General features: G+C 45.4%; 9 protein-coding genes and 4 pseudogenes. 5 read left to right on the plus strand and 8 right to left on the minus strand.

What is annotated here, in order from left to right; genetic code table 11:
- The coding region (locus LYNGBM3L_RS16210; RefSeq protein ID WP_008185375.1) for a hypothetical protein at nucleotides 1-373 on the plus strand (373 nt) is incomplete at its 5' end.
- 154 nt (nucleotides 374-527) lie between these two features.
- Here the strand turns inward: LYNGBM3L_RS16210 and LYNGBM3L_RS16215 are convergent.
- The 4 genes and pseudogenes from LYNGBM3L_RS16215 to LYNGBM3L_RS16225 form a co-directional block, all read right to left on the minus strand.
- A pseudogene (locus LYNGBM3L_RS16215) lies at nucleotides 528-1,182 on the minus strand (Uma2 family endonuclease).
- A gap of 193 nt (nucleotides 1,183-1,375) precedes the next feature.
- Nucleotides 1,376-1,570 (minus strand): annotated as a pseudogene (locus LYNGBM3L_RS36640) (DUF4058 family protein); the annotation flags it as partial.
- 108 nt (nucleotides 1,571-1,678) lie between these two features.
- Nucleotides 1,679-1,927, minus strand: coding sequence for a hypothetical protein (locus LYNGBM3L_RS16220; RefSeq protein WP_008185379.1), 249 nt, complete (start codon nucleotides 1,925-1,927; stop codon nucleotides 1,679-1,681).
- A gap of 80 nt (nucleotides 1,928-2,007) precedes the next feature.
- The gene (locus tag LYNGBM3L_RS16225) at nucleotides 2,008-4,347 is read right to left on the minus strand and encodes an alpha/beta fold hydrolase (protein ID WP_008185381.1); all 2,340 of its coding nucleotides are present in this window, start codon (nucleotides 4,345-4,347) and stop codon (nucleotides 2,008-2,010) included.
- A 161-nt stretch (nucleotides 4,348-4,508) separates the two neighbouring features.
- Between LYNGBM3L_RS16225 and LYNGBM3L_RS16230 the strand changes: the two genes are divergently transcribed.
- On the plus strand, nucleotides 4,509-5,753 hold the full coding sequence (locus LYNGBM3L_RS16230; protein WP_044493487.1) for a sensor histidine kinase: 1,245 nt from the start codon (nucleotides 4,509-4,511) through the stop codon (nucleotides 5,751-5,753).
- Entirely contained in the window at nucleotides 5,750-6,385 is a 636-nt protein-coding gene (locus tag LYNGBM3L_RS16235) for a response regulator (RefSeq protein ID WP_008185384.1), read from the plus strand. The genes LYNGBM3L_RS16230 and LYNGBM3L_RS16235 overlap by 4 nt, the downstream gene beginning before the upstream one ends.
- Before the next feature lie 515 nt (nucleotides 6,386-6,900).
- On the opposite strand, the pseudogene LYNGBM3L_RS47510 reads toward LYNGBM3L_RS16235, so the two are convergent.
- Nucleotides 6,901-7,030, minus strand: a pseudogene (locus LYNGBM3L_RS47510) (IS630-like element ISWpi11 family transposase); the annotation flags it as partial.
- A gap of 95 nt (nucleotides 7,031-7,125) precedes the next feature.
- On the opposite strand from LYNGBM3L_RS47510, the gene LYNGBM3L_RS43705 reads away from it, so the two are divergent.
- Nucleotides 7,126-7,293, plus strand: coding sequence for a hypothetical protein (locus LYNGBM3L_RS43705; RefSeq protein ID WP_154659821.1), 168 nt, complete (start codon nucleotides 7,126-7,128; stop codon nucleotides 7,291-7,293).
- Between the two features lie 119 nt (nucleotides 7,294-7,412).
- Here LYNGBM3L_RS43705 and LYNGBM3L_RS50420 read toward each other — a convergent pair.
- Both LYNGBM3L_RS50420 and LYNGBM3L_RS16240 read right to left on the minus strand, forming a co-directional pair.
- Nucleotides 7,413-7,691 (minus strand): annotated as a pseudogene (locus tag LYNGBM3L_RS50420) (IS630 transposase-related protein); the annotation flags it as partial.
- Nucleotides 7,692-7,976: 285 nt separating this feature from the next.
- A complete protein-coding gene (locus LYNGBM3L_RS16240; RefSeq protein WP_008185385.1) occupies nucleotides 7,977-8,744 on the minus strand; it encodes a DUF4058 family protein in 768 nt (255 codons plus the stop codon).
- A 227-nt stretch (nucleotides 8,745-8,971) separates the two neighbouring features.
- On the opposite strand from LYNGBM3L_RS16240, the gene LYNGBM3L_RS40930 reads away from it, so the two are divergent.
- Nucleotides 8,972-9,910, plus strand: a complete 939-nt coding sequence (locus LYNGBM3L_RS40930; RefSeq protein WP_008185387.1) for a CBM96 family carbohydrate-binding protein — start codon at nucleotides 8,972-8,974, stop codon at nucleotides 9,908-9,910.
- Nucleotides 9,911-10,050: 140 nt separating this feature from the next.
- On the opposite strand, the gene LYNGBM3L_RS16250 is transcribed toward LYNGBM3L_RS40930, so the two are convergent.
- A complete protein-coding gene (locus LYNGBM3L_RS16250; RefSeq protein ID WP_008185389.1) occupies nucleotides 10,051-13,602 on the minus strand; it encodes a WD40 domain-containing protein in 3,552 nt (1,183 codons plus the stop codon).
- Between the last annotated feature and the right edge of the window lie 280 nt (nucleotides 13,603-13,882).

Consider the following 13,882-nt stretch of genomic DNA (forward strand, 5'->3'; position numbering starts at 1 on the left):
GGAGCCGAGGGATGAAAATATCTATCCCTATCCGATCACGGAGCGATGCAGCGCGGTCTTGGGGGTTTCCCCCATGAGCGACTGCATCAAGAAGCGAGAGCAAATCTTGATTCTACTGTACAGTTACTGCCAATTGGGTATGACACCCCAACGGTTTTACCAAAAGTGGGACTTGACTCACGAAGATATAGCTTTGATCTGCTCTTGTTCCGTTCACACGGTTAATGGCTGGTTTTCCACCAGTCGTCGCTGTTACCCTCCCACTGCTGGTCACTTGCGCCATCTGGCGATTATGGATTTTTTGTTGGAGGATTTTGAGACTATTCCGAAGGAGTTATTGGAGCGACTGCATCAAGACAACGATTGTGCTTGAAGGAGGGCAGAATGTAGAATTTAGAATTTAGAATTTAGAATGTATAATTCTACATTATAAAACGATTTTGGTTTGCGATTCTCCTAGGAGAATCGCACCTAATCAAACTGCTGCGATCGCCTTTGGCGCACCTCCAGGACATGCTCCCAACAAATCAGGTTATAATTCCTTGTAATTTAAGTTTGAAACCGGGAAGCACCGCTTCTCCAGATAACTCGTTGGGATTATCTATAACCTCAGTTTTTTGTCCTGACCGATAGATTTCAACCCGTCGATTCTGAGGGTCAATCAGCCAACCTAAGCGCAAGCCATTGTCAATGTATTCTTGCATTTTTGCTTGTAGCTCCTTGAGACTGTCAGACTTTGATCGCAACTCAATTACGAAATCAGGACAAACTTTAGGGAGCGATGCAGCGCGGTCTTGGGGGTTTCCCCCATGAGCGACTGCATCAAGACAACGTTTGTTTTTGTTCCTCGGTGAGTGCATCCCAGCGGTGACGTGACACCCAAGAGCTATCAGGGGAACGATTCGAGCCACTGGGAAGTTCAAATCCGGTAGAAGAGTCAAATGCTTCTCCTTTTTCTGGGTTTTCCTCATACCAATTTCCTAATTGCCTGGTAATACTAAGATTTCTTTTACCGGTTTCCCATCCTGTTGGTGGATTCACAATCAATTTTCCTTGGGCAGTTCTTTCTAATCTCAGGTCTCGGTTAGCAGTGGCTAATTGTTCAAACTGTTGGTGATTTACTTTGAGGTCCAAAGATGGTGGAACTATTAGCTTCAGTAGGGGGTCTAGTTGACTTGACATAACCGTTAATCCTGGCAATTGAGATATAACGAGGGAGCAGAAGATAAAGAAGTCACTTCGGGTAATTACATTGGGATTTTGGGGAGTTTATATAAGTCGCGATCGCTTAATGGATAATTGAGTAAGGATAAAAAAGGTTGGGCAATCTGCGAACATTTATCTTTCTGTTAATTTTTGTCCTGATTCAAAAATTTTATCGGCGACATCCTGCCCAAGATTCTACATCATCCTCCGACCAAGGCAATGGTGGATTGCTGCTATAGTCAATAAAATAGTCGTAGCCTAACTGGTCATAAAGCTGATCCACCAATGTCTGTAATTGTACCATTGGTTCGGTATCCCCAGGAAGCAGGGGAAGCGGAAAAGAGGGAATGCGATCGCTTAAACTAAATGGATAGCACTAATTCACCTTAGGGGCAATCAATTCCTGACCCGCCTGATCAAGGGTGAGTCCCTTAACCGTTTCCTCTAAGGGAGCCTTGCCTCACACCAAATATCAGCTGATAGAGCTGATAAAGGTACCGAGTAAATTCCAGAATCTTTTCCCTAGCCAAGCAGATAAAACTCCACAGTAAATGGAGAAGCCTATGCTTAAAAGCATTATTGTATTCAAAGATATCTCTACATGCCAAAGCCATCGATAGATAGACATGATAGCGATGCCCGCCAGTAATCCGGCAGCCGCACCTGCTGCCGCCTGAGTTAATACTTGTCTTGTAGTACGTTGAATCGTTTCTGTTTCCATAACTAGAGGCTCCTCGTTAGTATCGTCAGCAATCCTGCACGGGACACACAGGAGTGTGCCCCCAATCTCAATCTATTCAATTACTTCACCTTGGATGCAATCAATTCCTGACCCCCTTGATAAAGTGTTAATCCGTCAACCGTTTCATCTGCTGACAAATTGAATTGAATCGTGATATCTGCAACCTGAGCCAAGAATTTAGTTTCTGAAACAGCATAAAGGCTAAACGCTTCCTGCCCTGTGGCTTGGGCGAGTAGTTGTTCTTCCTCGACTCGAATAGCGATCTGCATATTAGGGAGTAACTGGTAGGTTCCCACATAGCGGTTGTAAATTGCTGGGTCAAGCTCAACAATCTCAGGCTCACCGGATTCATTAACTGTGACAGTGTCAATATCAACAGTTAATTTTTCTAGTTGAGCTTGTACGTCTTCAGACATCTCAGCCTGGTAACGTCCGCCCAGGTGTTCAGCTAAAAACTTCTCTAATGCAGCTGTCATGGCCAGCGAGTTGATCTCCTTACGGAAACCATGGCCTTCATCGGGGGCAATCAAATATTCCACCGGTCGGCCTAAATCTCGCAATGCGGCCACAATTTGGTCCGATTCCGCTTGCTTAACCCGGGGATCCTTGGCTCCTTGAATTACCATTAGTGGGGCCTGAATTTGGTCGGCGGAAAACAGGGGTGACTGGGCTTTTAGACGGGAGCGATCGCTCGGATCATCCGGATCTCCCAGCCGCAGAGCAAAGGTAGCCTTCATCGATTCCCAATAGGGGGGAATTGACTTGAGCAAGGTAATCAGATTCGATGGCCCCACATAGGATACGCCAACGGCATAGATATCTGGTGTAAATGCCAAACCAGCTAGGGTGGCATAGCCTCCATAGGAGACACCAAAAATTCCCACACGCTCGGGATCGGCAATCCCTGCATCAATCAGATACTGCACGCCATCCGTCAGGTCATGCTGCATCGCACCCGTGCCCCATTCGTTGTTACCGGCATTGAGAAAAGCTTTACCATAGCCAGTAGACCCTCGAAAGTTGGGTTGGAGAACGGCGTAACCGCGATTAGCCAGAAACTGGGTAAACCGCTTGTACCCCCACATATCTCGTCCCCAAGGTCCACCGTGGGGCATGACAATCACCGGTAAGTTCACTGGGTCTACCCCCTGGGGCAGGGTCAGATAGGCTGGAATCTCTAGACCATCACGGGCTGTATAGCGGATCGGCTGCATGGTGGCCAAATGTTCCCTGGGCAGCTCTGGCCGATCATCGTAGAGTTTTTCCAGGGTTTGAGTACTACGATCAAATAGATAAGTAGACCCGGGATTCACATCGCTCCGGGTTCCAATCAACGCAAAGCGATCATCCAGGGTAAGGGATTGCAACACAATATCAACGTCGGGCAGTTGTTGTTTCAGAAAGGCTAGATCAGCCGCTATCTTGTCGTTTTGAGGATAGATGCGGATGCGATCGCCAATATAGGAGGTAGCAATCAACTCATCAGTCGCTTGTGAAAACACTGCACCCCCAAAATCCACCTGGTTTTCAGGATCAACTTCCACGACCTGACTCTGTTGGCTTTCGAGATTAAGCAGCTCTAACTGGATTAAATTCCCATCCCGATTGCTGATCAGATACACCCGTTGGCCATCTTTATGAAAGCGAATGGGGACACAGGTTTCTTCAATTCGACAGGTGTAAACAGGTGTTAATCCATCTTTTTGCACCGCCAGAATCTCATGCCCCCCTTCCAGGGTTTGGCGATAGCCGATGCGCACATTACCGTCTAAATCCGTTGTCCAGAGGGCAATATTATCGTCATTTTGAATCAACAGCGTCCGCTCGCCTGTTGTCAAATCCAAACGATAGACATCATGAAACTGGGGATTGCGCTCGTTAAGACCGATAATGATGTGGTTGGGAGTCCGTTTAGGAACGCTATATATACTGGCCGTAATCCCCTCTACAGGGGTTAAATCGCGGGTTACCGGGCTAGTCTCACCTAAAGATTTAGCTTCAACCGCATAAATGTGAAAATTCTCATTGCCCCCTTTATCCTGGCCGTAGAGAATGTAACGACCATCGGCGCTCCAAAAGTAAATTATAATTGGGCTTTCAGCATCAGCCGTGACTGGACGAGCAGCTTCCATCGGTTCATTGATGCCCTTAACCCACACATTGATCACGCCGTCTAGAGGTTTTTGAAAGGCCAGAAACTGACCGTCGGGGGAAAGCTGGGCACCCGTAATCTCTGGATCGCCAAAGAATAGTTCCCGCTGAAGTAACGGTGCTACAGCGGTCTGACTTTCAGCAGCGCTAGCAGTTTTTGCCGTTAGGGGCAGCGGTGGATTGCCAAGGCTAAAACCCATCAAACTAATAGACATCATCAAACCTGCACCAAATTGAAATTGTTTCATGACAAACCGTATCCTCTGAAGAGTTGCTTATAATTCAATATTAAACAGGCCATTTCAAACTGACTATAGCGAAAGGTCATATGGATACATGACGTTTGTCATGGAAATTTATCCATAAGTTTCATAAGCTGTAGAAGCAGTCATAAGCATTAGGTAAGCTGATGTCAGCTCGGACAACTCCTCAGGTTTCCACCATTAATCCTTCAATTCCTAAAATCCTGCGCTATCTGGAATGGGCATGTTTGATCATGACCATCCTGCTATTGCTGTTCCTCATCCTGAATAAATCATTGTCCAACGAGACCAAGGGCAGTGACTACCTAATAAGCTTTTGTGTATTGGGAGTTTTGGCCATTCTGAGCTTTTTCTTTCCAATCCGTCGCCCCATGTGGCAGCGACGAGTTTATGTCTTTGCCGGAATTTCCTGTGTGTTGGTGACAATAATCTTTAGTGATGCCGGTCTCGGTCTCTTTGTCTTTCTATACTTAGCCAAAAGCTGTTTTCTGTTGCGTCGTCGGGACGTGATCATCACGGTTGTTTTAGTCGGCATTACCTGGCATGTAGGTTTTGCGTGGCGGTTAACGAATGATTTACTAACTGATCTCTCAAAACCGATTGCAGAGCAGCAAGCTCGCTTTGAAAAAAACCTACAAACCCTTCAAGAGACTCCCCAAGTATTTATTGCGCAACTGATTTTCACTGAACTTGTAGTCTATATTTCTCTGAGTGTGCTAATTACGCTGCTTTGTTTAAGCTTAGTGGCTGAGTACAGGAGTCGTCAGCAAGCAATCGCTTTAACTCAGGAAGTTGAATTGCTAGCCGCAGATTTAGAACGCACCCGCATTGCTCGCGATATTCATGATTCATTGGGGCATACTTTGACCTCCCTTGATGTGCAGCTAGAATTAGCACAACGACTCTACGAACGAAACTCTAATCAGCTTCAACCAGCGTTAGACACGGCCAAACTGCTGGCCAGCCAATCCTTACAAGAAGTGCGTCGGGCAGTGACCACCATGCGAGAAGAGACCTTTGATCTCAATAAGGCCCTGCCACAGCTGCTGGAATCTTTTACATCCAACCCATCCATAACGGTTAAAAGCAAAATAGATTTGCCCCAGCTGCCGTTACAAACCAATCATCAGCTTTACTGTGTGGTTAAGGAAGGATTGGAAAATATCCGCAAACACAGTCAAGCCCAGGTTATTCACCTCAAGGGATATGCTTCGGCTGATGCGGTTATCCTTGAGCTAAAGGACGACGGTATTGGCTTTGATATTGCTAAACCCACCCAGGGTTTTGGCCTCAGGGGTATGCAGGAGAGAGTTCAGCTGATAGGCGGATCGATACAATTAGATAGCACACCGGGACAAGGCAGCTGTATTCAGATTAGGATACCACGATGATTCGACTTCTATTGGCTGATGATCAACCCATCTTTCGTCAGGGACTGGCGGCACTGTTGTCCCTGGAGGATGATCTCGAGGTGGTGGGTGAAGCCAATCACGGTGAAGAGGCCATTGCCCTCACGGAGAGGTTACAGCCTGACATTATCTTGATGGATGTGCGGATGCCCATCTGCGATGGCGTGCAAGCAACCCGAGAAATCCATACCCGCTACCCCTGGATTCGGATTCTGGTCTTAACCACCTTTGACAATGATGACTATGTGTTCCAGTCTCTTCAGGCTGGGGCGTTGGGATATTTGCTTAAAAGTACTCCAGCACCTAAGGTGGCAGCGGCCATTCGTAGTTTGCATCAGGGATACAGCCAATTAGGTCCTACCATCGCTCCAAAGGTGTTTTCTCAACTGAATAATACCCAACCTGAACGGGAAAAAACAGATTATCATGCTCAATTCAATCAGAGGGAACTACAGATCCTGAAGCTGTTGGGACAAGGTAAAAGCAATCGAGAAATTGCAGCCGCCCTTAATCTGACCGAAGGCACGATTAAAAATCATCTAACTAATATTTTCTGTGAGTTGGATGTTCGCGATCGCACTCAGGCTGCCCTCTGGGCTCATCAGCATCTTTAATGTGCATTAAATTAAACTATTTTATCACTATTTTATCTGGAAAATCATCATAGCAGAGCTTTTTTGGTAAAAACTAAACTGCAACAACCAACCCACGGGATGATTACCTGAGTTTGACGTAATAAAAATAGCAATAATTCCGGAATTTGGACAAATATTTTCTGAATTAAACTATCATATTTTATAGCCGTATAAGTATAGATGAGGACGTTAAATAAACAGCCAAATCAACTCTTAATACGAAATTTTTCGATAGTAATTATTTATTTTATCACTCGATTTTTAATCGAAAATCAATAATGTTCTATTTTCTTTAAATCAGGAGAATAGGGGGGCAAATAGTAAGGTGCGCGCCTCCAAGGGCGCGAGCAATTCCTCGCGCCCTTGGGTAGCACCTGAAGTTAACAACCGGCTGATTCAACTAATTATCGAATTTTTTATCCTCTCTTGGTGCGCGTGACCTAGGCGTTCGCGGAGCGGCGACCTAGGAGTTGGAAACCTCACGGTCGCACCGCTATGTAAACTAGCTTGTCTGGCTTCTTTTTAGAAATTTTTTCTAGAAACTCTTGCCTTTTTTATTCATCCCTTTCTCGATAACCGTAAGTTTTTTTTTCGGGTATAACCGATTTTTTTTAAGGCAATACCAAAAGTCCTATCACTAATCTTTTCGTAAGCATTCAGCCGTCAGCCGTCAGCCGTCAGCCGTCAGCCGTCAGCTAAAGTAACTCAGCATTATTCCAATGCTTACCTGTTGTCTTGATCCCAAGCGCGAGTGGGGGAAACCACGGCAGCGCGGTCATGGGGGGAACCCCCAAGACCGTAATGGTGCGTTTTCCGTAGGCGAATTTAATTCGCCACGGGTCGCACCTCTGCCTCCCCAAGACCGTAATGGTGCGTTTGACCCGTAATTAAATTCGCCACGGGTCGCACCTCTGCATCGCTTATTCAAAAGCACCATCTGTAGCACCTCAAGTAGCGTGCGCATTAGCTGATAGCTGATAGCTGATAGCTGATAGCTGAATACTTACATCTTTTCTGACCATGCTTCTGCCATTTCATTCTGAGTTGAGCTACCATGAGATTGGACAAATTTACTAAATCTCTCCAAATCAGCTATTTTCGGATTATATCCCTTTTGATAACCCTCTTTTGGCCTATAATCTCCTGTTTAATTTCTCTTTTTTAACCAGATATCAATTGTATTTCGGCTAATTTTCAATAAACGACTAGCTTGAGTTTTTACCATGCCATCGTCGATAGCACTAATCACTTTTTTTCTTAAATCGTAACTGTAAGGAACTGCCATTTTATTAATTTATTAACAAGTCCTGGCTATTTGGCTTTTTGACTATTATGTCCTAAGCTTTGCTTCGACTGCTATATCATATGTTGGAGAAGATCTATACTGGCGTAATGGTGATGCCACTGAACTAGCAAGAAATACCCAACAGATTCTTATGTTGGGGAAGCGCTTTTAAGACTTAGATAGCTTTAGGGGCGACATGGGCTCTAAAAAGCTTACTATATTTTGAGGCTAATGAGCTATGGCTTGATACAGTCGAGAACTTATTTTTGTCCTGATTCACAAATTTTATCGACGATCTCTTGCCCAAGATGCCACATCATCCTCCGACCAAGGGAATGGCGGACTGGTGCTATAGTCAATAAAATACTCGTAGCCTAACTGGTCATACAGCTGATCCACCAATGTCTGTAATTCTACCATTGGTTCCCTATCCCCAGGAAGCAGGGGAAGCCGAAAAGAGGGAATGCGATCGCTTAAATTAAAAAGGTACAAGTCAGCAGTGGGACGGGTATTAGAACGACTGACTAATATCCGATAATGACTCGGATTACTGCTGTTAGAAACAGGCAAGGGTTCCCCATCTCGCAACAGGTCAATTTCTACCAGATGAGTCATACTCTCCAAAATCTGCTGGCGTTTGGCTTCGTATTTAAGACGCCCTTCTCCTCGTTTATTGGCAGGGGAGATCACTTCAATCGCTGTTACCACTTCCTTGGTGGCTACATCTTTAACCTCGATGTAGGATTGTCGCACTTCTTCTCGTAAAGGAACAGCTACCTTAATCGGTTGAACTGACGGTTCAGATACCGCAACTGCTGTAGCCATTGCGACTGAAGCATCTCGGCTTTGTTGAACCGTAACATCTGGTCTACCAATGGCAATCTTCGTTGAGCCAGCAATCTTATAAACCCACTTATCGGTAACCACCCGATATTTAGGTAGCAGTTTAGGAATTAATGCTCTAGCCAAAGCTGCCAGCAATTGGTTGTGGAAATCCGACCAATATTCCGGTTGTTCAAGGTAGGGATTCATCCCTGGAAATGGGTTAGGCATATAGCATTTTGATTTGAGTTGTGAACATACTTCCTTAAGGAAAGGCAAGAGGCATGCATGCTAGAGGCAAGAGTTAATCAAGTACAGAGGGATTTTGGGTAAGGATTTGAGCTCTTAAGATTTACGCTATAAATTAGCTCTAAGGATTTCAGCTTACATGTCGCCCCCCAGGATTGCTCTATAGTATAGATGCACCATTATTGTTAACGCAATTACAACAACGTAACATGGTACCATTATCTCTCAGAAGTCTATGGGCTTTTCTGCTGAGCGCGGTTTTGATAATTCCTGCCGTGATGCTCTTCCCCGCTCCAAGCCAAGCCATGGTTAACGCTGAAAGCGGGAGCATACAAAATGTAGAAAACCCCCAAGTAGCACCAATCACTGGCAATCTTCAACTAATTACTACAGCAGCGGGCAATGGAGCAGACACCTTTATCCGAGGTGGTTCCTACTCTAGTAAGAATAATGGAACAAACGGTAAATTAGTCGTCAAGCTTGATAACACCGTCTCTTATAGCCGCAAAACTTACCTCCGATTTGATCTCAGTGAGCTGAATGATGGTATTGATGATGTGAGCCTGAATTTGAGTACGATCAACCTTCCCAACACCAAAGGATCTATTGAGTTTTATGGCTTGAATGATGGAGTAGACGAAAATTGGTCTGAAACCAAAACCACTTGGAATAACGCGCCGGGTAATGATACTTACTCTACCAATTTATTTATCTCAAACCAAACAACTTACTTAGGGAAACTCCCTGCAGCTTCTATAGCGACAGGAGATTCTTTTAGCTTTAACTCACCTGAGTTACTAGATTTCATCAAAGGTGATACTGATGACATAGTGACTATTCTGATTAATCGTGCAGAATATAAAGCCCCAGATGCCTATATCGTTTTTGCGTCTAAAGAAAGCACTGAGTATAGCCCTCCTACACTAATGGCTACTCTGAAACCTGCTGTTCAAAGCAAGCCTGAAACTGATACAGCCAATCTTTTTGAGCTTCCCGATTGTGTGAATTCCGATTGTAACTGCTCGGATTTTAAGACTCAGGAAGAGGCACAGGCTGTGTTTAACTACTTTGGGGATGATCGTTTCCGTCTAGATGGGAACAAAGATGGTCTTGCTTGCACAAGTCTGCCCCATGCCAAAGCTCCATAACCTTTAGTCCTCCACGACTTACCAATGTTCTAGATCGCTCTTATTGAAACCAATCCCAATTCTCAGCAGGAGGATTGGGTTTCGGCTCACATTCCCCATTTCAAAGTAAGTACCTAGGCACAATTAATGGCATTGCCGACTTATGCGATCGCACCCAACTGTTTCAGAGTTGCTTTCTGTGCCTCAGTTAATCCTGTCACTCCAGTGATATTCATCGCTTCGTAGAGTCTGGGAGCTCTGAGAATTTTCAGGCACTTGCCCGTCTTAGTGTCCCAAAGCCTCACCGTTTGGTCTTGAGAGCCACTAGCTACAATTTGACCATCCCCACTAAAGGCAACAGAAGAGATTAGATGGGTATGTCCGGTGCAAGTGTGGCGGCACTCCCCTGTCGAAACATCCCACACCTTGACAGTTTGGTCGTGAGAGCCGCTAGCGATAGTGTTGCCATCGGGACTGAATGCCACGGAAAAGACCCAATTGTTGTGTCCCCGTAATAGTTTAGAGCATTCACCCGTACTCAAATCCCAGAGGCGTATCGTTTCGTCTGTACTACAACTGGCCAGGATATTATCCTTAGGACTGAAAGCGACGGATTTGACCCGATTACCATGTCCCTGTAACGTTTTCAAGCATTCCCCTGTGCTAACATCCCACAGCCTCACCGTTTGGTCAGTATTGCTACTGGCCAAGGTTTTACCATCACTACTGAAAGCCACTGACCAGATCTGATTAGTATGTCCTTCCAAAGTGCTGACGCAGTCACCAGTACGCTGATCCCAAAGCCTCACCGTTTGGTCAGCACTGCCACTGGCTAGGGTTTTCCCATCACCGCTGAAAGTGACGGAATAGATCCAATCAGTATGTCCGTGCAAAATCCTTAAGCATTTTCCCGTCTTGATATCCCAAAGCCTGATAGTTTCGTCTCTACTGCTACTAGCTACGGTTTTACCGTCAGTACTAAAGGCCACTGAACACACGTGAGCAGTATGTCCGTGCAAAATACTGATACAGCGATCGCTATGATAATCCCATAGTCTGACTGTATTGTCGTTACTGCCACTTGCCAAGGTTTTACCATCAGGACTGAAAGCCACTGGAAATACCCAATCAGTATGTCCCTGCCAAGTTTTCAAGCATTGACCAGTGCCCCAATCCCAAAGTCTGACAGTTTGATCTAAACTCACACAGACTAGGGTGTTACCTTCAGGACTAAACGCCACAGAAAAGATCTGATTAGTATGTCCATGCAAGGTTTTCAGGCAAATACCAGTGTGGTAATCCCATAGCCTGACAGTATGGTCACCACTACCAGTAGCTAGGGTTTTGCCATCAGTGCTAAAAGCCACTGAGTAGACTCCACTACTATGTCCGGTGTGAGTACTAACACAGCTACCAGTCCTAGCATCCCAAAGTCTGACAGTGTGGTCATTACTGCCACTGGCTAGGGTGTTGCCGTCAGTGCTAAAAGCCACTGAGCGTACTCCACTGGTATGTCCAGTACAAGTTCTAACCCAACTACCAGTGCTAGCATCCCAGAGTATTACAGTGTGGTCATCACTGCCACTGGCTAGGGTTTTGCCATCAGTACTAAACGCAACTGATCTCACACAACCGGTATGTCCAGTAAACCTGTTGAGGCATTGACCCGTGTCACCATCCCAGAGTATTACGGTGTGGTCGCTACTACCACTAATCAGGGTATTACCTTGAGGATTAAAAGCAACTGAGAACACTTCATCAGTATGTCCAGTACAAGTTTGCAAGCAGCTGCCATCACTGACTTGCCATAACTTGACGGTATGGTCAGCACTACCACTGGCTAAGGTTTTACCATCCCGACTAAACGCAACAGAGCGTACCCAATTAGTGTGACCCTCACAGATTACCAGTAGTTTACCAGTTTGCACATGCCATAGGCGAATCTGAAAATCTGTATCACAAATTGCCAACATCCTCCCATCTGGACTAAATGCTGCTGATAACATATTCCCTAGGGTTTCAGTAAACACTGAGCCAGCCAAGTCACAGCCAGCGAAATTGACATTGTGTAATTTCAGTCCCTGTAGGTTGGCTTGCCAAACTGTCAGACCATAAAAGTCATAGCCGTTTAAATCAATCTGTAATTGACTAAGTAAATTAATAGTATTACCACTGACATATCCCATCTGGAGAGTAGATTTTTTAACCCCAGGAGTCGGGGCGCGCAGCATTGATAGGATTTCCAGGAGATGGTTTTCCAGCTGTTTTGTAGAACCAAAACTAGAGAGTAATTTCTCAATAATCGGTTCGAGAATCAGACAGACTTGAGCATCCCGAACATAGTCAGGGGCGCTGGCTTTGAGTAGGGAGTGAGTGCGGAAGATAGTGATATTTTGACTAATAATCTCTTCAGGAATCTGCTCGATCAGTCGATTAATCATGTATTCCATGACTACAGGTTGTTGGGTAAACCCAGTTGAGGTTTTCTCAATCAATGACCGCCGTTGTAGAGACCCTACAGCTTCTAAAATATCCGTAGCGCATAGGTAGCATACAAAGTCTTCTTGCAGTTCTTCAAGAGAAATGGGTTCCCGATTGATAGCTAGCCAGTACATCAGTTCCTTTTCTGTGGAGGTAAGGCGCTGAAAGTGCCGATCTAGTAAATCCCGAATATCATCAAAAATGAATGAGCCTTCCTTTAAAAAATCCAGAAACTGAGCAATATTGCTATCAAAAAAGTCTCTGACTGCACAGGCTACCATCTTTAAGGCTAAAGGATTTCCGGCATAACGCTCAATTAGGGTCATCCATTGGGTGTCATCCCCAATAAAATGTCCTTTTTCCTTAAAGATTTCCTGTCCGTGGGTTTCTGGTAAACCTTTGAGTGGGAAGCAGCGAACCGGTAAGGCTTCCCCCTCCAGAATGTTCAAGTCTTGAGGTGGCTCCCGGGAGGTCATCACTAGGCAGCTATTGTGGGAAGTTTCCCCAATAGTTCTGAGTAGCTCACCGTATCCAGCATATCCCTCTCGATAGCCACCGGTGCGAGAACCACTTTCGAGGATCGATTCGGTATTATCAAGAACCAGCAGGCAACGCGCCGTCTGTAAATACTGAATCAATCGCAAAATTTTGCCATCCACAGACGATGGTAAATTCGTTTCCTGCTGCACAGACAGAAATTGAATCATGTCTGCCAGGACTTCCTCTAGGGGCGGAGCATTCCGTAGACTGCGCCACATCACAAACTCAAATTTATCCTGTAGCAGATGGGCTAACTTCACAGCCAAGGTGGTTTTGCCAATTCCCCCCATCCCTAGAAGTGCCACCAGGCAGCAGTTGTCCTGTAGAATCCATTCCTGTAGGGTATTCAGTTCCTGCATCCGACCGTAGAAACTCCTCGGTTCTGGAGCTCCACCCCAATCAAGATGTCCAATTCCAGCCAGAGCAGTTGTCGATAGCGCTGTTAGCTCCATCTGATCTATCTCAATCTCATCCGGCTCAACTACCTTTTCCCAATCAAGACCTACAGCACTACAAATGGCCATGAAGGTGTCAGTACGAATTGACTGTCTGCCCCAAAATCGGTTTAAGGTTGCCCTAGAGGTAAATGCACTGGTATACCAAGCTACCGCTGTTTTGTTCCATCTTTTCTGACGTCTAGCTTGGTCTACTAATTTAAGTCCTGATTCAGATGCTCGCACGGAATTCATCATAACTCCACTATCTTGCTTTGCTTAACCCCCAATCCATGGGGTCGATCGCTATGGCACCATCCCTAATCCAGCCATCACTATACCTAACTCTTTAATGTATGGGTGACCAAAAAGCCGCGCAATGTAGAAATGTTATGGAAAGTTATGGAATTAGTTAGGGAAGAGGAAATCTGAGGGAAACATGAGAAAAATCTCAGAAACACAGCATAACTGAAACCACTGAGACAAAAACTGAGACAAACCGGTTTAAGTTCTAGACTAGCAGAGCTGGTTGTAAAAA

This window comes from Moorena producens 3L, assembly GCF_000211815.1.
GTDB lineage: Bacteria > Cyanobacteriota > Cyanobacteriia > Cyanobacteriales > Coleofasciculaceae > Moorena > Moorena producens.